Below are 21,654 nucleotides of genomic sequence, written 5' to 3' on the forward strand. Positions count from 1 at the left end.
GGAATTCGTCCCCTGTCATCTGTTCGGTCCCCGGACGTGGCGCCAGGTACGGTGAGCGTTCAGCTTTCCGTCCGGTATGACCGGATCCACGCCACGCGGAGGCAGTGGTGACCACCGTCGAAGAGGGTGCCGGACCACTGGCGCTCGACCTGCCCGCCGACGCCTCGACCACCGTCGGCGCGGTGCGCAGGTGGCTCGTCGACGCGCTCGACGGCCTCGGCGAGGACCACCTCTACGACGTCCAGCTCATCGTCACCGAGCTCGTGAGCAACGTGTACGACCACGCGCCCGGCCCCGGACAGCTGCGGGTCGCGCACCACATGCAACCCTGCAGGGTGAGCGTCGAGGTGGACGACTCCTCGTCGGCACTGCCCGTGCGCGGCCACTCCCGTCTGGGCGGTAGCCGGGGACGGGGCATCGTCGTGGTCGACAGGGTGTCCGTGCACTGGGGTGTGCGTCCCCTGCCCGGGGGCAAGACCGTCTGGGCAGTCGTCGACTGCACCGGGTAGCCGGTTTCGGCGTGGTGTGGCTGTAGGCTCTCCGCCAGGTGTGCCGGGAAGCCTGGTCGGCGTGTGACTGAACGACGCCGACACCCGGGAGTCTTCGTGAACGCCGCTCGTCGAGGGCGATGGCGCGATCGCGTGGGATCAGGACCGCTGAGCCTCGTGGCGCTCCCACAGCCAGCCGAAGCGGTCGATTCGCCAGAGCTGTGCGAGCACGACCACCGTGGCGCCGAAGAGCGTGGGCCACACCTGGAGGGCGATCAAGCCCCAGATGATCATGGCGAACCCGATGACACCCAGGGTGACCAGCAGGCGCAGCACCGCCCGGTGGTCCGGCGTCACCAGATCGCGGTGCTGGACCCAGACGCGCTCCCCGTAGATGCCGCGCGCGGTCCAGCCGCGCGGCTCTCGTACCGGCGGGAACGCCCGCGGGTTGACGAAGAGCCAGACGACCACGGCGGCGACGGCCAGGAGACTCCACCAGCCGATCCAGGTGCGGCTCCAGATGGCGAGGAGCAGCAACGGGATGGCGGCGAACCGCGTCCAGACGCTCCACGGGTTGGCGTGCCGTTGCCACACCTCGTCCGTCATGCCGAAAGCCTTGGATACGCGGTCAGCGGCGTCCATTGTGGAGCTCCTCCAGGTCGCGGACAGCGTTGCCGGCACCGTTCTCCCCGCGCATCCGCCCACCGAGCTCTGCGGCGCGTTGCCGGAGCCGGGGGTCGCCCACGGCCTGTGAGATCGCTTCGGCGAGCGAAGCGGCGCTCATCTTCGTAGGGCGTTGTGGTCGTGGCGCAACGCCCAGGGCGTGCATCCGTTGTGCCCAGTGGGGTTGGTCGGCGACGAACGGGCACACGACCTGGGGCACCCCCGCGGCCAGCGCTGCGGCGGTCGTCCCTCCTCCGCCGTGGTGCACGACCGCCGCCACCTTGCCGAACAACCAGTCGTGCGGGGCTTGGTCGATGACGAGCAGGTCGTGGGAGGAGCGTGCGGCGAGCCCGCCCCAGCCGGTGGCCACGATCGCGCGCACTCCCGCTGCCTGCACCGCCTCGGCGACGATGTCTCCGGTGCGCTGGGCGTCGCGTCCCGCCATGCTGCCGAAGCCGAGGTAGACCGGTGGCGGCCCCGCGTCCAGGAACGCCTGCAGTGCCGGGTCCGGGGTCCACGCCGGATCGCGCGGCAGGAACCAGAAACCCGTGGTGCGCACGGTTGCGGGCCATGCGGGATCGATCGGCGTGACCGCGGAGCTGAACGCCTGCAACACCAGGGCGTGACGTGGTCCGGGACCTCGGGCGAGGCCGAGTTGCTCGACGCGCCAGGCGTTGGACACGCCGCTGTAGGAACGCATGACCGCCGACACCGTCAGATAGGTCGACCGGTTGAGGAAACGGGGGAGCCTCGGCAGCGGCACCATGGGGCAGGGGAACTCCGACGTCGGCACCCAGCCGGGCTGCAGCGTGGCCAGGACGGCGGGAACGCCGAGCACCTCCGCCGCGTGCTGTGCGGGCAGACTCGGTGTGTGCACCAGCAGATCGGCGCCGGAGGACCGGGCGACCTCGCCGACATCGCGCAGTACGTCTGCCATCAACGGCTTGATGCGCCGGATCGTCGAGATCGCCGTCAGCTTGCCGCGCACACCCCGGTAGCCACCCTCGACCGCCTGCAGCATCGCGGGGTCCTGCAGCAGCCTGTTCGGTCCCTCGTCCAGCGGTGCGAACTCCACGCCGTGCGAGACGGCACTGCCGGCGAAGGAGGCGGGAGCCGCGAGCAGCGCTTCATGGCCCGCCTTGCGCAGAGCCACCGCGAGTGCCAGCAACGGTTGTACGTCACCACGCGTCCCATGCGTGACCAGCAACGCTCTCACGGCCTGCTCCTGTCGTTGATCTCGGAGAACGCGGTGAGCCAGCGGTCGTCGGAGAACAGGCCGTTGGTCAGCATCTCCAGACCGGCTCGCGCACCGCGCACCGCGGTCGCGGTCTCGGCCGGGTCGCCGCCCAGCAGCCGTCCGACGTGGTCGCCGAGCACCAGCGGTGCCAGCAACCACGAGACGTAGGTGACCGCTCGCGCCCGCGCGTCCTGCGAACCGCGGACCCAGCCCTCGGCCTCGCCGGCCGCGAGCCAGGCCTGCGTGCGCTCGACGATCTCGGCGAACAGCGCACCCGCCGCCGGGGTGTCGTCGAGCAACGCGCGCGCCAGGTAGCGCCGGACCGGTGTCGCGGCCTGCAACACCTCGGCCAAAGCCTCGGAGGCGGTCTCGTCACCGCGGCGGATCGACTCGAGCACGTAGTCGTCGCATGCCTGACGAAGTCCTTCCTTGGAACCGAAGTGGTGCACCACGAGCGCGGGGGACACCCCGGCGTCCGCGGCTACCGCGCGGACCGAGGTCCCCGCCAGGCCGTCGACGCCGAACCGGGCGAGCGCGGCATCGCGGATGCGGGCTCTGGCCGTCAGATCGGAAGCTGAACGCATGTTCCAAGTATTGAACAAGTGTTCAGTCGCTGTCCAGCCGGCCGGTTTGCTTTGCGAGGATCTTTGCGGCATCTTTGCGCGCGGTGCGCCGGGAAGTCTGGTCGGCAACGCTCGTCACGAACCCGTGGCGGGCCTCGCTGACGTGGGCGGAGCTTCCTGATGGCGCTGGTTCTGGCGTTCGGTGCGGTCTTGCTGATCAGCGTCTCGCTGTCCGGCCCCGCCGCCCGCACCATCCTGTCGACGGCCCTGATGTTCCTGGTCGCCGGCGCCCTGATCGGCCAAGGTGGCCTCGGGCTGGTCGACATCCCGTCCAACAGCACGGACGCATCCTCGAGCGCATGGGCGCGCACCACGTCGTGCTGCCCGAGCACGAGATGGGGGAGCGGGTCGCCCACCTGGTGACCGGCAGGATGCTGGACTACATCGAGTTCGAAGACGACTACGCACTGGTCAAGACCCACGCGCCTGAGGAGGCGGCCGGCCTGCCCCTGGAGCTGAGCCGCCTGAGGACCAAGTACGGCGTCACGGTGGTCGGCGTGAAACGCCCCGGGGAGGGCTTCACCTACGCGACCGCGGACACCGTCGTGAACCGAGGCGACGTGCTCATCCTCGCCGGGCGGACCGCGGACGTCGAACGGGTGGCCGACCTGTCCTGAGCACGGTCACCGCTTGCCGCGCACACCTCTGACGGTGACGAGCACCGGGTAGACCGCCGTCACCGCGACGCCCAGCACGATCAAGGCGACCGAACCCAGTGCGACACCTCCGACCAGCAGCGTCAAACCGGCCACGTAGGTGAGCAGCAACAGGACGACGAACAAGGCGCGCTGCGACAACCGGTGGTGAGGAAGCGGCTTGCGGTTCAGCCGCGCGACGAACGCCGGGTCCTCCTCGGCGAGTTGTTCCTCGATCTGCTTCAGCTGACGTTGCTCGTCCTCGGGGAGATCCACTGGGCCACCTCGCTCTCTCGAAGCACGACGCCCTGCCGCCGCGCATGCCGGACAACCGGACGGAACTGCCCCTCCCACCACGCCAGTGCTTCCGCCGTGCCGGTGAAGATGTCGAGCGCGTCCCCCAGCAACTCCGCACCCGCGATCGAGAGCGACGCGCCTTGCTCGCAGAAGTGGCCGGAGCACCACGCGCCGTCACCGACGAGCACAACCTGTCTCGACGCCCACTGCTTCAAGTGGGCCTGCGATCCCGTGCGCCGGCTCAAGAGCGAGTCGTCCACTTGCGACAGCAGCCCCGGTGGAACTCCCGGCACGTCGCCGAAAACGTCGTGCAAATCCGAGCCGACGTCACCACGCCAGGTGAACAACACCGCCGAGTTCCCGTCGCGCAAGGGATGCACGCGCACCGAGCGCTTCACGAGCTCCATGCGCACCGCGTTCCCGGGGCCGGCTCCCAGCAAGCCCGTCGCCATGCTGAAGCCCTGCCGGTACCGCCACCGGTGCCCGTACACCGAGGCCCGAATCGCGGAGTCCGCACCGTCCGCGCCCACGACCAGGTCGAACCAGTCCGCTTCGCCATCGCCGAACTCGACGGTGACGCCGCAGTCGTCCTCTGCGAGGCCCAGCACGTCGGTGCACCGCACCTCGACATCGCCGACCGCCTCGCGAAGGACACGGACGACGTCACCGCGGCGAAGGACTGGCACCTTGCTCGACGGTTTCGCGCACAGGGCGAACGGGGCGCCCGTCCGGCCGACCACCACGGTGTCGCACCGGGGCTGGCTGCGCGCGTCGAGCGCTTTCATCAGGCCCAGCCTGGAAGCTGCTTCCCATCCGGGCCCCTGCAAGGCGCAGGGGAATCCGTCGTCGGTGAACCGGGACGCGCGTTCGACGAGGACGATCTCCCAATCGCTGCGGCGCAACCGCAACGCGGTGGCCAGCCCGGCGACGCCTGCGCCGACGACAAGAGCTCTTCTGGTGGGCATGACCGATCCTTCCCAACGGGGGACACGTCACGCCGACCAGGCTTCCCGGCACACCGGGGCCCAGAGTAGGCCACGGAGACGGTTCACAAAAGCCGCTGACCGGGCCGAGCGGGTGCCGGGGTGACCGGAACCCGGAAGCGGTCAGCTCCGTCGGTGGCGCGGTCGGGCAGCCGCGGTCACGGGCGGGGTGAGGGGACGATGGCCACCGGGCAGGGGGCGTGGTGGATGAGGGCCTGGCTGGTGGATCCGAGGAGCAGGCCCCGGAATCCTCCGCGGCCGCGGGACCCGGCGACGACCAGCTGGGCGTTCTCGGCCTGCGCCAGCAGGGTGTGGGCCGGGCGGTCGCGGGTGACGACCTGCTCGACGGTCACGCCGGGGTACTGGGCCAGGTGGTCGGCCAGCCGCTCGTTCAGCGCCTTGGACTCCTGTTCCTGGATGGTCTGCCAGTCGGCGATCAGGTCCCAGACGTCCGTGGGCAGGTCGCTCCAGGCGTGCACGGCCACGAGGGGCACGTCGAGGGAGGCCGCGGCCCGGAAGGCGAAGGAGATCGCCGCTCGGCTGGCCGGTGATCCGTCGACGCCGACCACGACCGGGCCGTCCTGACGGGGTTCGGTCCGCGCGTCCGGTCCGCGTACGACCACGACGGGGCAGTGCCCGTGGGTGGTCACGGCCACCGCGATCGATCCGACCACGAGGCCGGTGAAGCCGCCCAGTCCCCGGGAGCCGAGCACCACCAGCTCGGCCGAGGCCGAGCGCCCGATCAGCTGTTCGGCGGCCCAGCCCCCGGTCAGCTCGGTGCTCACCTCGGCCTCGGGTGCGGCTTCGAGGGCCGTGGCGGACGCTTCGGCGAGCCACCGGTGGCCCTGCTCGGTCAGCGCGTCCCGGTAGGCGCCCAGCGCCACCGCGTGGGGCGCCGCGGCGGGAACGGCCGCGGTCGTGTGCACGAGCACCAGTGGCGCATCGCGGCGGACGGCTTCGCGGGCCGCCCAGCGCACTGCCTGCGCGGCCGACGCCGATCCGTCCACGCCGACCACCACGGGCCGCTTCGCCACATCCGCCATGGGTATCTCTCCTTGCTTCGTCGGGCCGTCGGACGGCCACGACCACAGGTCGTGCTCGGTGCGTCGGCACCGGGCGCCGGTTCGTTCGAGCTGTTCTGATCATGGCCGCCGGGCGGAGGGCTCACCAGGGACCGAGTTCCCGCCGGCGGCCGGGACTTTCTGCTCGGGTCCCGGTCACCGCCGTGGTGCAGCGGAGTTCCGGCGATGGGCGACAACGTGGACGAAGATGAACATGAAAGTCATATGCTGTTGCCGTGACGAGCACTGGGGAGTTGCACGCCTCCGAGCGTGATTTCAGCCGTTATCTGACGGCACGGGTGTTGTCCGTCGCGGGCGCGGTGGTGTCGGCGGTGGCGTTGCCGGTGCTGGTCTACCAGCTGACCGGGTCCGCGGGGTGGACGTCGGCGGTCGCGGCGGCGGAGGCGCTGCCGTACCTGGTCTTCGGGTTGCTCGCGGGCGCGCTGGCGGATCGGCTGGACCGCCGGGCGATGATGGTGGCGCTCGACGTCGGGGTCGCCGCGGTGCTGCTGAGCGTTCCGCTCGCGTGGTGGGCGGGGGTGCTGTCCGCGCCGCACGTCGTGGTGGTGGCGTTCGCGACGCAAACGGCGTTCGTGTTCTTCGACGCGGCGAACTTCGGCGCCCTGCCGGCGTTGGTGGGCAAGGATCGGTTGACGGCCGCTTACTCGACCCTGTTCGGGCGCACCACGCTGGTCGAGCTCGTGGTGCCGGGCCTGACCGGTCTGGTGGTCGCTGTCGTGGCACCGGCGGCGCTTCTGGCGGTGAACGCGTTGACGGCGGTCGGGTCGGCGTTGTTGCTGCGCAGCATCGTGAGCAGCATGGCGAGCCCGCGTCCTGTGCGCGGTGCCGGTGACCTCGTCGCGGATGTGCGGGAAGGGCTGAGGTTCCTGTGGCGTGAACCGACCATCCGCACCCTGACCCTGGTCGGCGCCACGCATTCGGTGGCGAGCGGTGCGTGGGTGGCGGTGCTGGTGCCGTTCGCCGACCGGGTGTTGCAGGTGGCGCCCCGCGGTGACGCCCGGCTGGCCGCGTTGTTCAGCTGCTGGGGTGTGGGGGCGCTCATCGCGTCCCGGTTGGTGCCGGAGCTGACCGCGCGCTGGGGCGGTGCGCGGCTCGCGTTGACGGCCTTGCCGCTTTCCCTGCTCGGTGGTGTTCTCGTCCTCGCGAGCCCGCATTGGCTGCTGGTGTGCGTGGCGTTGGTGTACTGGGGTGCCGCGCACGCCACGGTGGTCCTCAACGGCATCACCTACCGGCAGCAGGTGTGTCCGGAGGAGCTGCAGTCACGGGTGAACACCACCGCGCGGATGCTGGCCTGGGGTGTCGGGCAACCGGTCGGTGCGGCGCTGGCGGGGGCCGTGTCCGTCGCGACCGGTGATCCGCGCGGTGGTCTGGCGGCTGGTGTGCTGGTGCTGTTGTCGGGTGTGGTGCTCGCGTGGGTGACGCCCGTGCTGCGCCGGGCGGCTTGAGCTTCAGTCTGCTTCGGACACTCCGTCGAAGGTGCAGACGAGGCCGCTGATCTCGTCTCGCCAGACGCGGCCGCGCACCCCGTAGACGTCGCGCAGCAGCGCGGTGTCCACGACCTCGTGCGGGACGCCCTCCGCGTGCACACGTCCGTGGAGCAGCGCCACGACGCGGTCGGAGTAGCGGACGGCCTGGGTGAGGTCGTGCAGGACCGCGACGACGGTGAGCGATCGTTCGCGCTGGAGGCGGCGGACGAGGTCGAGGACTTCCAGCTGGTGCCGGACGTCGAGGTAGGTCGTCGGTTCGTCCAGCAGCAGCACGGGCGCGTCCTGCGCCAGTGCGAGGGCGAGCCGCACGCGCTGGCGTTGTCCGCCGGAGAGCTGGTCCACCGGGACGTCGGCCCAGTCGTGCGTCCCGGTGTCGCGCAAGGCCGCGCGGACCTCGTCGTCGTCCGCCTCGGTCAGCATCCCGAGCGGGCCTCTTGCGGCGTAACGGCCTTGGCGCACCAGCTGGCGCACGGTCAGGCCGCTCACCGGCGGCATCGTCTGGGGCAGCAGGGCGATGCGCCGGGCGACCGCGCGGCGGGTCAGGTGGGCGAGCGGATCGTCGTCGACGAGCACCCGGCCCCGGTCCGGGCTGTGCAGGCCGGCCAGGACGCGCAGCATCGTCGTCTTGCCGCTGCCGTTGCAGCCGAGCAGGGTGAGCCACTCGCCGCGGCGCGCCTCGACGTCCACGCCCCGCAGGACCACCTCGCTGCCGAACCCGGCCCACACACCTTCGGCGCACAGCTCACTCACGCGGATCCTCCTGTGATGGACGTCGAACCGCGGCGTGCCAGTGCGATCAGCACCGCCGCGCCCGCGAGCGCGGTGACGGCGCCCGCGGGAAGACCTGCTTCTGCTCGTCCGGCGGCGGCGGTGACCAGCTGGGCAACGGCGTCCGCGAGCGCGAGGACGCCCGCGCCGACGAGTGCGGACGCCGGAACCAGGTGGCGGTGTGCCGCGCCGGCGAGCCTGCGGGCGGCATGGGGCGCGAGCAGACCGATGAACGCCGTGGCGCCCACCGCGGCCACCGCCGCCGAGGTGGCCAGTGCCGCCAGCGCCAGTGCCGTGTTCCGCCACGGCGTGACGGCCAGCCCCACCGCCAGCGCGTGGTCGTCGTCCACCGCCAGCACGTCGAGGACTCCGGCGATCGCGGTGGCGGCGACGAGCACCACGACCAGCACCGGCCACAGCGGCGCCAGGTGTTCCCACGTCCGGCCGGCCAGGGATCCGAGCAGCCACCGCGTCACCGCGCCGGCGAGCTGGGGCCGCGCGGTGAGCAGGACCAGCGTCAGCCCGGCCAGCACGGCGGAGACGACCACTCCGACGACGGCGAGCCGCATCGCGTCCCCGCCGAACCGGGTGGCGAGCACCCACAGGACCCCGCCGCCGACCACTCCGCCGACGAGCGCGGCGGCGGCCATGAAGCCGGCGGTGGCCGCGACGCCCCCCACCGCGGACGCGCTGACCGCGCCCAGCACCGCACCGGACCCGACACCGGTGATCTCCGGCGCCGCGAGTGGATTGCGCAACACGCATTGGAGAAGTGCGCCCGCCACGCCCAAACAGGCGCCAGCGCACAACGCGACCAGCACTCTGGGCAGCCGCAGTCCGACGACCACGGCATACTCATGGCCTTCGGCGGCGAACAACGCGACGGCCGTCTCCACGGGAGACAGTGACGAGCCGACCGAGAGCTGTGCCAGCGCACATGCCGCCACCACGGGTATGAGCAGCATCAACGCCGTGCTTCTCCGGCGGCTCATGACGAACTCCGCGTCGTACGGCCACCGCGCAGCAACATGACCGCGCCGAGGACCGCGGCGACGAGTGCGGTCAAACCTCCGACCGGTAGTTCCACGGGATGCAGCACGGTCCGGGCGGCCACGTCGGCGACGACCACCAGGAGCGCGCCGAGCACCGCGGACCACGCCAGCCGTTGCAGTGCACCGGTGTTGGGCCGCCAGGCCCCGGCGATGCGGACGGCGAAGAACCCGACCCACGCGATGGGGCCGCACGGCCCGGCCACGACCGCCACGAGCAGCGACGCCACCGCCAGCACGACCATGCGTGCCGCGCCGGCGCGCAGCCCCAGCGCCGACGCCGTGTCGTCGCCCAGCCGCAGGAGGGTGACCGCGGGCAGGACCGCCACCGCGGCGAGCATCGCCACGACCATGCCCGCCGCCGCCGGAACCACCGCCTGCCAGGAGCTCCCGGTGAGCGAGCCGAGCAGGTAGCGCACCAGCACGCCCTGCTCGCGGGAGTCCACCAGGGCACCCGCGGCGATCATGAGCGCCTGGCACGCGGCGCTCACCGCCGCACCGATCAGCAGGACCGCCGCCGGACTGGCCGCACCCCGGACGGCGAGCAGCGTCGCACCTCCGCCCACGGCGGCGCCGAGCAGTGCCGGCACCACCGGAGCACCCGGCACGGAGATCCCGAGGGCGACGCAGAGGCCGACAGCGGCACCGGCGCCGCTGGACACCCCCAGCAGTTCCGGCACCGCCAACGGGTTGCGCAGCGCCTCCTGCAGGAGCATGCCCGCCGCGCCGAGGCACGCCCCGGCGATGGCGCCGAGCACCAGCCGGGGCGCCCGCACCCGCGTGACGACGACGTGCTCCAGGCCCTCCGTCGCGGACAGGGCGGGCAGGAGCCGGTTCACGCCGACGAACGGCTGCCCCAGCATGAGCGCCGCCACGGCGATCACCAGACCGGCAGCGGCTGCTGCCGCCACGCGAGTCGTCACGCGGGAACCTTCTCCAGCGCCTCGTCGATGATCGCCCCCATGCTGCGGGTACCGCGACCGGACCCCCAGAGCTTCGCGTGCATCTCGTGCACCTGTTGCCGCTTCACGGCCGGGATCTGCTGCCACACCGCGTTGTCGGCCAGTTGCGCGCTGAGCGTCCGGTCTTTCGCGGAGAACAGCAGGGAGTACACGAAGACCACGTCCGGCTGGCGGGCCAGCAGTTCCTCCACGCTGTAGCTGCTCGCGGTGGCGATGTCGCCACCCTTGCCGGGGAACGGGTAGTCGAACAACCGGGAGAGCAGGTCACCCTTGAGGGACGCGGTCGTGTCGACACCGATCGCGTCCGTGCTGCCGTACATCAGCACGACCTTCTTGCTCGCCTGCCCGGTGCCGCGGGTCCGCTCCACGGCGTCGGCGAGCTTGCCGCGGAACTGTTCCTCGGCGCCACGGGCCTGCTCCACCCGGCCGGTGAGCGCTCCCAGGGAACGCAGGTAGCCGACGGACTGCTCCCACGTCGCCGGGTCCGCCGTCCACAGCGGAGCGAAGCGCTCCACGGCCTCCTCCAGCGGGTCGTGCACGCCGGGCAGCCCGATCACGAGGTCCGGCCGCATCGCGGCGATCGCCTCGACGTCCTCGCTCCCGAACGTGCCCGGCACCACGGCGACAGCGGCACCGGCCTGGTCGCCGAGCAGTGCCGGATGCTTGATCAGCGCAGGGTTGCTCGTCCCGACCGGCGTGAGTCCGAGCGTGGTCACGATGTCGTCGCACAACCCGTTCAGGCACACGATCCGCTCGGGCCGCTTGGCGAGGGTGAGCGTCCGCCCCTGCGGATCGGTGATGGTCAGCGACGGCTCCAGCGGTGGCGCCGCACGGTCGATCGAAGGCCGGCCGGCACCTCCTGGCGGGGTTCCGCCCTCGCTCGCGAGTGGCGCGGAACACGCCGACACCGCCGCGGCGATGACGAGTAGGACGGCTGTTCGGCCGGAACGGGACATGGCGCGCCTTTCACCGAGGACGAGTGATCACCCGGCCGGGGCTGCTCGCACCCGGCTATGAAGATGATTATCATGTGCAGATGCTTGGACGCACACCTGTCACCGTCCTGTCCGGTTTCCTGGGTTCCGGGAAGACGACGTTGCTCAACCACGTGCTCGCCAACCGGGAGGGGCGGCGGGTGGCGGTGATCGTCAACGACATGAGCGAGATCAACATCGATGCCGCGCTGGTCGCCGGTCAGGGCAGCCTGGACCGCACCGAGGAACGGCTGGTCGAGCTGACCAACGGCTGCATCTGCTGCACGTTGCGGGAGGACCTGCTCGACAGCGTCGGCGAGCTGGCGCGCTCGGGCCGGTTCGACACGATCCTGATCGAGTCCACGGGCATCTCCGAGCCGATGCCGGTGGCCGCGACCTTCGACTGGACGTTCGAGGACGGCACCAGCCTGTCCGACCACGCCCGGCTCGACACGATGGTCACCGTCGTGGACGCGGCGGGGTTCCTGCGCGAGCTGACCACCGGTGAGCAGCTGGCCGAACGCGACATCGCCGCGGCGGAGGGGGACGAGCGCACGATCTCGGACCTGCTGGTCGACCAGGTCGAGTTCGCGGACCTGCTGGTGGTCAACAAGACGGACCTGGTGACCGAGGAGCAGCTCGCGACGCTCGACGCCGTGCTGCGCAGGCTCAACCCCGTCGCCCGGCTGCTGCACACCCGGCACGGCGTCGTCGACCTGGCCGAGGTGCTCGACACCGGGCGCTACGACCCGATCACCGCCGCGCAGGCACCTGGCTGGGCCCAGGAGCTCGCGGGCACCGGCCACGTCCCGGAGACCGAGGAGTACGGCATCCGCTCGGTCGCCTTCCGGGCCTCGCGGCCCTTCCACCCGGCCCGGTTGGCGGCGGCGTTGGCCGGCTGGGAGGGAGTGTTGCGCAGCAAGGGGTTCTGCCACATCGCGAGCCGCCCCGACGTCCTGGCGGTGTGGTCGCAGGCGGGTCCGAACCTCACCCTGGAACCGGGGCAGCTGCTGGAGGGCCCGCAGGGCCGTCAGGAGCTCGTCTTCATCGGCGTCGGCCTCGACCTCGACGAACCGCGCCGGCGGCTCGAGCCCGCCTTGCTGACCGAGGAGGAGTTCGCGGCCGGGCCGGAGCAGTGGCGCGCGCTCGACGATCCGCTGCCGCTGTGGGACCTCGCCGACCTGCACGAGCACGCCGGATGACCGGCCCGTCGACCACCGACCCGGCCGCGGCGGAAGCGGTGTTCGCGCCGGCCGAGCTCGCGCTGCTGGACTCCTTGCCGATCGCCGGCGTGGTGGCCGACGTGGGGCCTGGAGCCGGGACGAGCACGGTCCGCCTGGCCGAGCGCGCGCTCCGGGTGTACGCCGTGGACAACGACGAGGCGATGCTCGAGATGGTCCGCGACCGCGCCGCGCGAGCGGGGCTGGGCGACCGCGTCCGCACGGTCCTGCACGAGCTCGACGACGGCCCGGTTCCGCTGCCCGAACCGGTGTCGCTGATCTGGTCGGGTGCCTGCGTGCACCACGCGTTGTCGTGGCAGGACGCGGTGTCCGGGCTGGCGGACCTGCTCGCACCCGGTGGTGTGCTCGCGCTCGGCGAGGGTGGTCTGCCGGCGCGGTGCCTGCCGTGGGACGTCGGTGCCGGCAGGCCCGGCCTGGAGAGCAGGCTGGACGCCGCGCACAACGAGTGGTTCACGGCGTGGTTCGAGGGCAGGCCCGGTGTCGTGCGCGAGGCGCGCGGGTGGCCGGAGCTGATGAGGACCGCCGGGCTCGAGCAGGTCACCAGCCGCAGCGTCCTGCTGGACCTGCCCGCACCGCTCGGGCCCGGCGTGCGGGAGGTCGTGCTCGCGGAACTCGCCGCGCGGGTCGGGCGGGCGCGGGTCTTCCTGGGTGAGGACGACCTGCGGGCGTGGGCGGCGTTGCTCGACCGCTCGTCATCGGCTTGGCTGGGGGCGCGGGACGACGTGGCGCTGCTCACCGCCAGGACCGTCCACATCGGAGTGAAAAGGGGAGATCATGGCTGAGGACCGGCAGACCGAGATCCGCGGCGCGTTCGACGCCGCGGCGGCCGACTTCACGGCGCTGGGCCGCCACCTCTGGGAGCCGATCGCCACGGCGGCGCTCGCCGTGGCCGATCCGAAGCCCGGTGAGCGCGTCCTCGACGCCTGCTGCGGCACCGGTGCCTCGGCGATCCCGTCGGCGCGGCTCGTCGGGGCGGACGGGCACGTCGACGCCGTCGACCTGTCCGGTCCGATGGTGGACGAGCTGCGCCGGCTGTCGACCGGCCTGCCTCAGCTGCACGCGCACCAGGCCGATGTGACGACGTGGCCGGGGGAGGGCTACGACGTGGTGCAGTCGGCGCTGGGCATCTTCTTCTTCCCGGACATGACCGCCGGGACCGAGCACCTGATCAGCCGGGCCCGGCCCGGTGGGCGGGTGGTGTTCACCATCTGGCGCGGGGAGTCGATGGTCGCGGCGGGCCGCCACCTCGGCCTCGCGATCGCCGAGGTCACGAACACGCCGGTACCGGCGTCCCGCCCGCCGCACCTGATCGACGAGGTCAACCAGGCGGACACCTACGCCGCCTGGCTGACCGGACGCGGGCTGGCCGACGTCGAGGTCACCGTGCACGAGCTGGCGCTGACGATGACCCCGGAGGTGGCGTGGCTGGTGGTCGTCGGATCCGGGTTCCGGGGAGCGCTCGCGAAGGTGCCCGCCGAGCTGGTCCCGGATGTGCGCGAGCACTACCTGGCGTCGCTGGGACAGGCCGGTCTGCAGGAGCTCGACGCCACCACGCTGATCGGCAGCGGCCGTCGTTCGGAGCGGTGAGCGCCGCGGGGAGGCCGGCCGCCTCGGTCACGGCTTCCAGGCCCGCGCGCTCAGCAGCCGCATCCCGTTGAGCGCGACCAGCACCGTCGACCCCTCGTGCCCGGCGACGCCGAGCGGGAGCGGCAGCGTGCCGAACAGGTCCCACGCGGACAGGACCACGATGAACGCGCCGGCGATGACGAGGTTGGCGATCACGACCCGCCTCGCCCGGCGGGCCAGTGCCACGACCGACGGCACGACGGTCAGGTCGTCACCCACGACCACGACGTCGGCGGTGTCCACGGTCAGCGCGGATCCCCGGCGTCCCATGGCGATCGCGCTGTGCGCTGTCGCGAGCGCGGGGGCGTCGTTGACGCCGTCGCCGACGAAGAGCACCTTGCCCTGGAGCTCGCTGACCGCGCGCACCTTGTCCTGCGGCAGCAGTTCGGCGCGCACGTCGGTGATACCGACCTCGTCGGCGACGCGGTGCGCGGCCGGGTGGTTGTCCCCGGTCAGCAGCACCGGGCTCCGTCCGGTGAGGACGGTGAGCCCGCGGACGGCGGGCTCGCTGGACGGGCGGACCCGGTCGGCCAGTTCGATGACGCCGATCCGGTGCCGGCCGGCGGTGACGACGACCGCGGTGTTGCCGTTGGGTGAGGAGTCGGCCCGGTGCACCGAGACGGTCCGCTGCCCGACACGTGCCGTCACGCCGACGCCTGGTGTCGCCCGGAAGCCCTCGGCGGGTGGCACGGCCAGGTGGCGTCGCCGTGCGGCTTCGACGATCGCGCGGCCGATCGGGTGCTCGCTGAGCTGCTCGGCCGCCGCGGCGGTGGCGAGCACGTCGTCGTCGACGTCGCCGACGACCTGGGGCGTGCCTTCGGTGAGGGTGCCGGTCTTGTCCAGCGCCACGGTGTCCACGGTGCTCAGCTGTTCCATCGCCACCGCGGATTTGACCAGCACACCGCGTTTTCCGGCGTTGGCGACGGCTGCCAGCAGCGGGGGCATGGTGGCCAGCACCAGGGCGCACGGTGAGGCGACGATCATGAAGGTCATCGCGCGGAGCAGCGTCGGTTCCAGCGCCGCGCCGAAGAGCAACGGCACAGCGAACAACGCGAGCGTCACGGTCACCATGCCGAGCGAGTAGCGCTGCTCGACCTTCTCGATGAACAACTGCGTCTTGGCCTTCGTCGCCGAGGCCTGCTCGACCATCGCCACGATCCGGGCGATCACCGTGTCCCTGGCCGCACGGGTGATCCGCACGCGCAGCCCGCCGGTGCCGTTGAGCGACCCCGCGAACACCTCCGACCCGGGCTGCTTCGGCGCGGGCAGCGACTCGCCGGTGATCGACGACTGGTCGGCCTCGCTGCGGCCGTCGACGACCACGCCGTCACCGCTGATCCGCTCGCCCGGTCGCACGAGGATCTCGTCGCCCACCCGCAGGTCCGCCGCGTCGACCTCCTGCTCGCGGTTCCCGGCCGGCACCAGGGTGGCGCGCTGGGGTGCCAGGTCGAGCAGCCCGCGCACCGAGTCGGCCGTCCGCTGGGTGAGCACGGCCTCCAGCGCGCCGGAGGTGGCGAAGATGACGATCAGCAGGCCACCGTCGACGACCTGGCCGATCGAGGCAGCGCCGATCGCCGCGACGATCATCAGCAGGTCGACGTCGAGCGTCCGCTCGCGCAGCGCCCTCAGCCCGGCGAGCGCGGGTTCCCAGCCGCCGGTGGCGTAGCAACCGAGCAGCAGGAGCCACCAGCTCCAGGACGGCCCACCGGCGAGCTTGGTCCCGAGGCCCGCGAGGAACAGCACTGTGGCGACGGCGGCCCAGCGGACCTCGCCGATCGCGAGAACGGACCGGTGTCGTGGGGGTGTGTGGTGCGGCGCGGTCACGGCAAGCGTCGAAGTCACGCGAGCACCATACAGGAACATCTGAAGACCTCTTCATGTGTTCACTGAGTAGGATGCTGTCATGGGTCACGGAGTCGAGGGCAGGGCCACACCACCGGCACAGCTGGACGCGGAGTCGGCGGCGACGGTGGCGGCCACCCTGCAGGCGCTCGCGACGCCGAGCCGTCTGCGCATCCTGACCCGTCTGCGGCACGGGGCCTGCCCCGTCGGTGAGCTCGCCGAAGCGGTGGAGATGGAGCAGTCCGCGGTGTCGCACCAACTGCGGCTGCTCCGCGCGCTCGGGCTCGTGACCGGTACGCGCCAGGGCCGCAGCGTGGTCTACAGCCTGTACGACAACCACGTCGCGATGCTGCTCGACGAAGCCGTCTACCACATCGAACACCTCGGCCTCGGTGCCACCGACGACGTCGACACCGCCTGAGAGGGCCGGGGACGGCCGAGCGGGACCGCCCCCGACCGTCACGTCATCTCGGGTCGGCCGTCACGGCCAGGGCCGGGATCGGGATCTCGAAGTGCACGGTCTGGCTGCGGTCCGGGTCGCCGTCGCGGGCGTCGCACACCTCCTTCGCGACCGAGCGCCAGAACCCCTCCGCACCGGCGACGCGGGTGTCGGTGTGCAGGTAGATCTGTTCGTAGCCGGGGGTTTCGGCGACGAACCCGACCGCGGCGTCGACCAGGGCACGCGCCAGACCACGGCGCCGGTGCCCGGCCCGGACGTACACGCGGAAGAGCTGTGCCGTCCGGTCACCGGAGTAGCGCTCGGCGATCCACGCCGGGTGGGGCGGGCTCGCCGGCCCCTGCGCTCGCACGGCCGTGGTGCCCACGACCTCGTCGCCGCGGACCGCGACGAACAACGCGTGCCGCGGAGTCTCCAGGTACGTCGCGGCGAGGTCGATCACGTCGGCGTGCCACTGGGGGCTGTAGCCGTAGCCGAACTCGCGGTAGAAGGTGTCGAGCATGACGCTGCGGGCTCCCGGCAGGTCGGCGTGCGTCGCCAACCGGACCTCATAGGCGTCCGCTGCTTGGTGGTGCGTGTTCACTTCATCCTCTCTTTCGCGCCGTCCAGGGTCGTCGCGACCGGACCGTCCATGACGACGCGTCCCTCGTGCAACACGACCACCCGGTCGGCGAGGCGGGCCACGACGTCGAGGTCGTGGCTGATCAGCACGAGCGCGCACGGCACGCTCGCGAGCAGGTCGAGCAGCCCGGCGCGGGTGACCGCGTCCAGGCCCGAGGTGATCTCGTCGCACACGAGCACCTCGGGTTCGGCGAGCAGGGCGCGCACGAGCGCGGCTCGTTGGAGTTCGCCGCCGGACAGACCGCGCGGACGACGCAGCACCGCCTCCTCGTGCAGGCCGACTCGTTCCAGCGCGGCGAGTGCCGCGGCACGGGCCTGCGAGGTCCGCACTCCGCGCAGCCGGACCGCGGTCCTGGCGACCTGGTCGAGCACCGGGCGGTGCTCGTCGAACGACCCCCGCGCGTCCTGGAAGACGTACTGGACGGCGGCGAGCGCGTTCCGGGGGCGCCGGCGCAGCGACCGCGCCAGTGGCCGGTCGTGCAGCAGCACCTCACCGGTGGCCTGCTGGTGCAGGCCGGCCAGGCAGCGGCCGAGGGTGGTCTTGCCGCTGCCGGAGCGTCCGACGACCGCCAGGCGTTCGCCGACGTCGAGGTGCACGTCGTGCAGGACGGTGGTGGTGCGGTGCCGGGCGGTCAGGCCGCGCACCCGCAGGCGGGGCGCCCGCTCGGGAACCCCGGCGAACTCCTGCGGCGCGGCGTCGAGCAACGCGCGGGTGTAGTCCTCGCGGGGATCGGTCAGGAGCTCCCGCGCGGGCCCGGCTTCCACGACGCGACCCGCTCGCAGCACCACGATCTCGTCGGCGAGCGCTCGCACCACCTCCACGTCGTGGGTCAGCAGCACCAGTGCCACGCCCTGCGCGACCACGGCGGCGAGCTCGTCGACGACCTCGGCACGGGTCAGGGCGTCCTGCCCGGTGGTGGGTTCGTCGGCCACCAGCACCGCCGGGTCGCCCACCAGCGCCTGGGCGAGCACGACGCGCTGCTGCTGGCCCCCGGAGAGCTGGTGCGGGTAGCGGCGCAGCAGGTCGGCCGGTACGCGCGCCCGGCGCAGAGCCGTCTCGAGCAGCTCGCCGGGGCTGCCTTCGTGCAGTGCGGCGATCTCGCGGAAGACGGCGTCCAGGCGGCGCACCGGGTTGAGCGCGGAGGCCGGTTGCTGCGGCACGAACCCGACGCGTCCGTTCACCTCCACGCGTCCGCTCACCGACACTCCCGGACCGTGTTCGCCCAGCAGGGCGAGCCCGGTCGTGGTCTTGCCGCTGCCCGAGGCGCCGACCAGGGCGAGCACCCGCCCGGCGGACAGCGCGAAGCTGACACCGTCGAGCAGCACGTGACCGTTCGCCTCGGCGCGCAGGTCCTCGACGTGCACGACCGGGGTCACGTGCGCACCCGCTTCAGGGCGCGGTCGAACACCAGGTTCAGCCCGACGGACAGCGCGACGATCAGCAGCGCGGGCACCACCACGGTCAACGGCTGCAGGAACAACCCACCCCGGTTGCGGTCCACCATCACGGCCCAGTCGGCCGCGTCGGGTGGCACGCCGACGCCCAGGAAGCTGGCCGAGGCCACCAGGTACAGCGCCGCGGTGAGCCGGACGCCCACGTCGGCGGCGAGTGTGCGCAGCATCGACCGTCCTGTGTAGATGATCGAGGTCTGCCACCACGACTCGCCCTGCATGCGCATCGCCTCCAGGGCGGGTCGTCCGGAGATCTCGAGTGCCGCCGCCCGCGAGAGGCGGGCGACGTCGGGGAAGTTGACGAGCGTGACCACGCCGATCAGCACCGGCAGGCCTTGTCCGGCGATCGCGGCCACGAGGATCAGCACCAGCAGCGACGGCACCGCCAGCAGCACGTCCAGTGGCCGCATCAACGCCTCGTCGACCAGCCGCAGCCGCGTGGTGGCCGCCAGAACGCCGTAGGGCACGCCGGCCAGGTAGGAGAGCACGGTCGCGGTCAACGCCACCAGCACCACCGTCTGGCCACCGGCGAGCACCTGGTACCAGGCGTCGCGGCCCACGAAGTCCGTGCCCAGGAACCCGAACGGCACGAAGGGAGCGCCGCGGGTCTGCCGGTCCGGCACGAACAGCGGTCCCAGCAGCGCCAACGCGAGCGGCACCGCGATCAACAGTCCGCCGATGCCCGCCCGCTTCACGCGACCACCTCCGCGCGCGGAGCGAGCCGGAACGCCACCAGGTCGGCCAGCAGGTTCACGGCCACCGTGGTGACGGCGAAGACCACGGCCAGGCCCTGCACGACCGGGAGGTCGCGCGCGGCCACGGAGTCCACCAGGACGGTGCCGAGGCCGGGGATGACGAACACCGCCTCGACGACGATCACGCCGCCCAGCAACCAGTCCGTGGTCCGCGCGACCTGCTGCACCGCGGGCGCGAGCGCGTTCGGCAGCGCGTGGGCGAACCGCACCCGCGTCTCGCCGATCCCGAGGCGGCGGGCGTGGCGCACGTAGTCCGACGCCAGCGCGTCGACCATCCCCGCGCGGACCAGGCGGCTGATCGAGCAGATCGGCCTGGCCAGCAGCACCACCAGCGGCAGCACCAGAACGGCGGGCTGGGCGAACAGGTCCGCGCCCACCGCCGTCGGCGGCAGCCAGGCCAGTTGCACGCCGAACACCGCGATCAGCACCACGGCGAGCGCGAACTCCGGGATCGAGTGCAGCGCGACGCTGATCGACGTCAGCGCCCGGTCCAGCGGGCTGCCCTCGCGCAACGCGGCCAGCACACCGACCAGCACCGAGATCGGGACCAGCAGCACCAGGGTGAGCGCCGCCAGCACGAGCGTCGGGCCGATGCCGCCGGCCAGGAAGTCCGCGACCGGCCGTCCCGACACCAGTGAGACGCCGAAGTCCAGCCGGGGCAGCCCGACGAGCCACTCCGCGAACCGTTCGGGGGTCGGCCGGTCCAGGCCCATGGCCGCGCGGATCTGCGCGATCCGCGCGGGGTCCGGGTTGTCCCCGGCCAAAGCCACCGCCGCGTCTCCCGGCAGGGCCTCGACCAGGAAGAACACGAGGGTGACCACGGCGAGCACCTGCACCAGCCCGAGCGCGGCTCGCCGGGCCGTGTAGGAAGCGGGACTCACCCCAGCCACACCTTGTCGAAGCGGGCCCAGTCGAGCGTGTTGGCGGGGGCGGTGGAGATGCCCCCGACGTTCGGCTTCGCGCCCACGATCCAGTCCGCGAAGCCCCACATCAGGTAGCCGCCCTCGGCGTGCAGCACGCGCTGCATCTCCCGGTACGCCTCGGTGCGCGCGGCCGGGTCCGAAGTGGACACCGCCTTCTCGTACAGCGCGTCGAACTCGGGCCGGGCCCACTTGGTCACGTTCGTGCCGGACCCGCTGAGCAGGCGCTGCGCGACATGGGTCTCGATGGGCATGGCACCGGAGCGGAAGCTCGACAGCGAGCCGTTCTTGAGCGTGTCGGCCCAGTAGCTGTCCTTGTTGCCCTGCACCACTTCGATCGTCAGCCCGGACCCCTTGGCCTGGTCGGCGAACACCGTGGCGGCCTCCACCATGCCGGCCGCGGCCGTGGAGGTGTCGAGCTTGACCGTCAGGCCTTCCGCACCGGCCTTGCGGATCAGGAACTTCGCCTTGTCCAGGTCGCGCTGCCGCTGCGGGAGGTCACCGGCGTAGTGCCGGTAGTCCTTGCCGAACAGGTCGTTGCCGACCTGGCCGCTGCCCGCGAGCACCGACTCCACCAGCTGCGGCCGGTCGGCGAGCAGGAACATCGCCTCTCGCAGGTCGCGGTTGTCGAACGGCGCCCGGTCCACCTTCATGGCGAACGCCTGCACGGCGCTGTTGGGGGAGCGGTGGATCGTCATGCGGTCGCCGGAGGCGTTGCTGCGCGCGGTGGTCGGCGTGAGGTCGTGCGCGTACTCGACCTGACCGCCGAGCAACGCGTTGGTGCGCGCGGACTCCTCGTTGGCGATCACGAACTCGAGCTCGTCGAGCAGCGGCGCGCCCTCCCAGTAGTCCGGGTTGCGCTTGAGCAGCACCGACCTGCCCGGTTCGAACGACACGAAGCTGAACGCCCCGGACCCGACCGGTTTGGTGAAGTCGTCGGCACCCTCGGGCACGATGTACGCGCCGAAGGCGGCGAGGGCGTTGGGGAACTCGCCGAAGGGCCGCTTCAGCGCGAACTCCACGGTCCGGTCGTCGACCGCGCGGCTGTTCGCGAGGTCGATCAGCGCGAGGCTCGACTTGGCGCGGAACGCGCGGTTCGGGTCGAGGATGCGCGCGTAGCTGGCGAGCACGTCCTGGGCGCGCACCGGTCTGCCGTCGTGGAACACCGCCTGGCGCAGGCTGATCCGCCAGCGCGTCAGGTCGGCGTTCGGCTCCCACCTCTCCGCCAGCCGCGGCTGCGGCGACACGTCGTTGCCGAGGTCGGCGAGCTTGTCGAACATCGCCTTGGACCGCGCGGCTTCGACGAACAGGTTGGCCAGGTGCGGGTCGAGGACCTCCTTGGCGCCACCGCCGGCGAACGCGGCGCGGAGCCTGCCACCGGCACGGGGCGCGGACGAGGCCGGCGTGGCACTGCCGCACCCCGCGAGGGTGACGACCGCCAGACCGGAGGTCAGGCCGAGGAAACCGCGGCGGTTCAGGGGCATGCTGGTTC

General features: G+C 72.2%; 23 protein-coding genes and 1 pseudogene. 8 read left to right on the forward strand and 16 right to left on the reverse strand.

Features of this window, described 5'->3' with window-relative positions; all coding sequences use genetic code 11:
* Nucleotides 1–107: 107 nt before the first annotated feature.
* Nucleotides 108–509 (forward strand): ATP-binding protein, encoded by a 402-nt coding sequence (locus L6E10_RS10465; RefSeq protein ID WP_236219182.1) that lies wholly within the window; start codon nucleotides 108–110, stop codon nucleotides 507–509.
* A 138-nt stretch (nucleotides 510–647) separates the two neighbouring features.
* On the opposite strand, the gene L6E10_RS10470 is transcribed toward L6E10_RS10465, so the two are convergent.
* Genes L6E10_RS10470 through L6E10_RS10480 form a run of 3 tightly spaced genes read right to left on the reverse strand, consistent with a single transcriptional unit; the run spans nucleotide 648 to nucleotide 2,972 of the window.
* Nucleotides 648–1,130, reverse strand: coding sequence for a DUF6653 family protein (locus L6E10_RS10470; protein ID WP_236219184.1), 483 nt, complete (start codon nucleotides 1,128–1,130; stop codon nucleotides 648–650).
* A complete protein-coding gene (locus tag L6E10_RS10475; protein ID WP_236219186.1) occupies nucleotides 1,117–2,367 on the reverse strand; it encodes a glycosyltransferase in 1,251 nt (416 codons plus the stop codon). Before L6E10_RS10475 ends, L6E10_RS10470 begins: the two co-directional genes overlap by 14 nt.
* Nucleotides 2,364–2,972, reverse strand: coding sequence for a TetR/AcrR family transcriptional regulator (locus L6E10_RS10480; protein ID WP_236219188.1), 609 nt, complete (start codon nucleotides 2,970–2,972; stop codon nucleotides 2,364–2,366). The genes L6E10_RS10475 and L6E10_RS10480 overlap by 4 nt, the downstream gene beginning before the upstream one ends.
* A 159-nt stretch (nucleotides 2,973–3,131) precedes the next feature.
* On the opposite strand from L6E10_RS10480, the gene L6E10_RS10485 reads away from it, so the two are divergent.
* Both L6E10_RS10485 and L6E10_RS10490 read left to right on the forward strand, forming a co-directional pair.
* Complete coding sequence (locus L6E10_RS10485) at nucleotides 3,132–3,374, forward strand: hypothetical protein (RefSeq protein WP_236219257.1); 243 nt, start codon at nucleotides 3,132–3,134, stop codon at nucleotides 3,372–3,374.
* A pseudogene (locus L6E10_RS10490) lies at nucleotides 3,284–3,628 on the forward strand (TrkA C-terminal domain-containing protein); the annotation flags it as partial. The gene L6E10_RS10485 and the pseudogene L6E10_RS10490, both read left to right, overlap by 91 nt.
* A 6-nt stretch (nucleotides 3,629–3,634) precedes the next feature.
* Here L6E10_RS10490 and L6E10_RS10495 read toward each other — a convergent pair.
* The 3 genes from L6E10_RS10495 to L6E10_RS10505 form a co-directional block, all read right to left on the reverse strand.
* Nucleotides 3,635–3,922, reverse strand: coding sequence for a DUF3040 domain-containing protein (locus L6E10_RS10495; RefSeq protein WP_236219190.1), 288 nt, complete (start codon nucleotides 3,920–3,922; stop codon nucleotides 3,635–3,637).
* Entirely contained in the window at nucleotides 3,889–4,908 is a 1,020-nt protein-coding gene (locus L6E10_RS10500) for an NAD(P)/FAD-dependent oxidoreductase (protein ID WP_236219191.1), read from the reverse strand. Before L6E10_RS10500 ends, L6E10_RS10495 begins: the two co-directional genes overlap by 34 nt.
* Nucleotides 4,909–5,084: 176 nt before the next feature.
* On the reverse strand, nucleotides 5,085–5,969 hold the full coding sequence (locus L6E10_RS10505) for a universal stress protein (protein WP_236219193.1): 885 nt from the start codon (nucleotides 5,967–5,969) through the stop codon (nucleotides 5,085–5,087).
* 254 nt (nucleotides 5,970–6,223) lie between these two features.
* On the opposite strand from L6E10_RS10505, the gene L6E10_RS10510 reads away from it, so the two are divergent.
* A complete protein-coding gene (locus L6E10_RS10510; protein WP_236219196.1) occupies nucleotides 6,224–7,453 on the forward strand; it encodes an MFS transporter in 1,230 nt (409 codons plus the stop codon).
* Nucleotides 7,454–7,456: 3 nt separating this feature from the next.
* On the opposite strand, the gene L6E10_RS10515 is transcribed toward L6E10_RS10510, so the two are convergent.
* From L6E10_RS10515 to L6E10_RS10530, 4 genes are read right to left on the reverse strand one after another with little or no spacing between them, the layout of a single operon-like run.
* Complete coding sequence (locus tag L6E10_RS10515) at nucleotides 7,457–8,245, reverse strand: ABC transporter ATP-binding protein (RefSeq protein WP_236219198.1); 789 nt, start codon at nucleotides 8,243–8,245, stop codon at nucleotides 7,457–7,459.
* Nucleotides 8,242–9,255, reverse strand: coding sequence for an iron ABC transporter permease (locus L6E10_RS10520; RefSeq protein WP_236219200.1), 1,014 nt, complete (start codon nucleotides 9,253–9,255; stop codon nucleotides 8,242–8,244). The genes L6E10_RS10515 and L6E10_RS10520 overlap by 4 nt, the downstream gene beginning before the upstream one ends.
* Nucleotides 9,252–10,235 (reverse strand): iron ABC transporter permease, encoded by a 984-nt coding sequence (locus L6E10_RS10525; RefSeq protein ID WP_236219202.1) that lies wholly within the window; start codon nucleotides 10,233–10,235, stop codon nucleotides 9,252–9,254. Before L6E10_RS10525 ends, L6E10_RS10520 begins: the two co-directional genes overlap by 4 nt.
* Complete coding sequence (locus tag L6E10_RS10530; protein ID WP_236219205.1) at nucleotides 10,232–11,230, reverse strand: ABC transporter substrate-binding protein; 999 nt, start codon at nucleotides 11,228–11,230, stop codon at nucleotides 10,232–10,234. The genes L6E10_RS10525 and L6E10_RS10530 overlap by 4 nt, the downstream gene beginning before the upstream one ends.
* 80 nt (nucleotides 11,231–11,310) lie before the next feature.
* Between L6E10_RS10530 and L6E10_RS10535 the strand changes: the two genes are divergently transcribed.
* From L6E10_RS10535 to L6E10_RS10545, 3 genes are read left to right on the forward strand one after another with little or no spacing between them, the layout of a single operon-like run.
* Nucleotides 11,311–12,450 (forward strand): GTP-binding protein, encoded by a 1,140-nt coding sequence (locus tag L6E10_RS10535; RefSeq protein ID WP_236219207.1) that lies wholly within the window; start codon nucleotides 11,311–11,313, stop codon nucleotides 12,448–12,450.
* A complete protein-coding gene (locus L6E10_RS10540) occupies nucleotides 12,447–13,271 on the forward strand; it encodes a class I SAM-dependent methyltransferase (protein WP_236219209.1) in 825 nt (274 codons plus the stop codon). Before L6E10_RS10535 ends, L6E10_RS10540 begins: the two co-directional genes overlap by 4 nt.
* Nucleotides 13,264–14,076 (forward strand): class I SAM-dependent methyltransferase, encoded by an 813-nt coding sequence (locus L6E10_RS10545; RefSeq protein ID WP_236219211.1) that lies wholly within the window; start codon nucleotides 13,264–13,266, stop codon nucleotides 14,074–14,076. The genes L6E10_RS10540 and L6E10_RS10545 overlap by 8 nt, the downstream gene beginning before the upstream one ends.
* 27 nt (nucleotides 14,077–14,103) lie before the next feature.
* On the opposite strand, the gene L6E10_RS10550 is transcribed toward L6E10_RS10545, so the two are convergent.
* Nucleotides 14,104–15,978, reverse strand: coding sequence for a heavy metal translocating P-type ATPase (locus tag L6E10_RS10550; protein WP_374236292.1), 1,875 nt, complete (start codon nucleotides 15,976–15,978; stop codon nucleotides 14,104–14,106).
* Between the two features lie 40 nt (nucleotides 15,979–16,018).
* On the opposite strand from L6E10_RS10550, the gene L6E10_RS10555 reads away from it, so the two are divergent.
* Nucleotides 16,019–16,378, forward strand: a complete 360-nt coding sequence (locus tag L6E10_RS10555; protein ID WP_236219213.1) for a metalloregulator ArsR/SmtB family transcription factor — start codon at nucleotides 16,019–16,021, stop codon at nucleotides 16,376–16,378.
* 43 nt (nucleotides 16,379–16,421) lie between these two features.
* Here L6E10_RS10555 and L6E10_RS10560 read toward each other — a convergent pair whose 3' ends face one another.
* The 5 genes from L6E10_RS10560 to L6E10_RS10580 are packed head-to-tail and all read right to left on the reverse strand — an operon-like array spanning nucleotide 16,422 to nucleotide 21,646.
* Nucleotides 16,422–16,997: a GNAT family N-acetyltransferase gene (locus L6E10_RS10560; RefSeq protein ID WP_236219215.1), complete on the reverse strand. Its 576-nt coding sequence runs from the start codon at nucleotides 16,995–16,997 to the stop codon at nucleotides 16,422–16,424.
* Nucleotides 16,994–18,412, reverse strand: a complete 1,419-nt coding sequence (locus L6E10_RS10565) for an ABC transporter ATP-binding protein (protein ID WP_236219217.1) — start codon at nucleotides 18,410–18,412, stop codon at nucleotides 16,994–16,996. Before L6E10_RS10565 ends, L6E10_RS10560 begins: the two co-directional genes overlap by 4 nt.
* Nucleotides 18,409–19,182 carry an ABC transporter permease gene (locus tag L6E10_RS10570; RefSeq protein WP_236219219.1) on the reverse strand — a complete coding sequence of 258 codons (774 nt, stop codon included), beginning with the start codon at nucleotides 19,180–19,182 and terminating at the stop codon, nucleotides 18,409–18,411. The genes L6E10_RS10565 and L6E10_RS10570 overlap by 4 nt, the downstream gene beginning before the upstream one ends.
* Entirely contained in the window at nucleotides 19,179–20,123 is a 945-nt protein-coding gene (locus L6E10_RS10575; RefSeq protein WP_236219221.1) for an ABC transporter permease, read from the reverse strand. The genes L6E10_RS10570 and L6E10_RS10575 overlap by 4 nt, the downstream gene beginning before the upstream one ends.
* Complete coding sequence (locus L6E10_RS10580; protein WP_236219223.1) at nucleotides 20,120–21,646, reverse strand: ABC transporter substrate-binding protein; 1,527 nt, start codon at nucleotides 21,644–21,646, stop codon at nucleotides 20,120–20,122. Before L6E10_RS10580 ends, L6E10_RS10575 begins: the two co-directional genes overlap by 4 nt.
* Nucleotides 21,647–21,654 lie beyond the last annotated feature (8 nt).

This window comes from Lentzea sp. CC55, assembly GCF_021056325.1.
GTDB lineage: Bacteria > Actinomycetota > Actinomycetes > Mycobacteriales > Pseudonocardiaceae > Lentzea > Lentzea jiangxiensis.

What these genes read in the sequence shown, in the direction of transcription:
- L6E10_RS10530 (WP_236219205.1), bottom strand. Translation starts at nt 11,230, where the DNA reads ATGTCCCGTTCCGGCCGAACAGCCGTCCTACTCGTCATCGCCGCGGCG.
- L6E10_RS10500 (WP_236219191.1), bottom strand. Translation starts at nt 4,908, where the DNA reads ATGCCCACCAGAAGAGCTCTTGTCGTCGGCGCAGGCGTCGCCGGGCTG.
- L6E10_RS10485 (WP_236219257.1), top strand. Translation starts at nt 3,132, where the DNA reads ATGGCGCTGGTTCTGGCGTTCGGTGCGGTCTTGCTGATCAGCGTCTCG.
- L6E10_RS10580 (WP_236219223.1), bottom strand. Translation starts at nt 21,646, where the DNA reads ATGCCCCTGAACCGCCGCGGTTTCCTCGGCCTGACCTCCGGTCTGGCG.
- L6E10_RS10550 (WP_374236292.1), bottom strand. Translation starts at nt 15,978, where the DNA reads ATGTTCCTGTATGGTGCTCGCGTGACTTCGACGCTTGCCGTGACCGCG.
- L6E10_RS10555 (WP_236219213.1), top strand. Translation starts at nt 16,019, where the DNA reads ATGGGTCACGGAGTCGAGGGCAGGGCCACACCACCGGCACAGCTGGAC.
- L6E10_RS10470 (WP_236219184.1), bottom strand. Translation starts at nt 1,130, where the DNA reads ATGGACGCCGCTGACCGCGTATCCAAGGCTTTCGGCATGACGGACGAG.
- L6E10_RS10505 (WP_236219193.1), bottom strand. Translation starts at nt 5,969, where the DNA reads ATGGCGGATGTGGCGAAGCGGCCCGTGGTGGTCGGCGTGGACGGATCG.
- L6E10_RS10480 (WP_236219188.1), bottom strand. Translation starts at nt 2,972, where the DNA reads ATGCGTTCAGCTTCCGATCTGACGGCCAGAGCCCGCATCCGCGATGCC.
- L6E10_RS10535 (WP_236219207.1), top strand. Translation starts at nt 11,311, where the DNA reads ATGCTTGGACGCACACCTGTCACCGTCCTGTCCGGTTTCCTGGGTTCC.
- L6E10_RS10540 (WP_236219209.1), top strand. Translation starts at nt 12,447, where the DNA reads ATGACCGGCCCGTCGACCACCGACCCGGCCGCGGCGGAAGCGGTGTTC.
- L6E10_RS10520 (WP_236219200.1), bottom strand. Translation starts at nt 9,255, where the DNA reads ATGAGCCGCCGGAGAAGCACGGCGTTGATGCTGCTCATACCCGTGGTG.
- L6E10_RS10545 (WP_236219211.1), top strand. Translation starts at nt 13,264, where the DNA reads ATGGCTGAGGACCGGCAGACCGAGATCCGCGGCGCGTTCGACGCCGCG.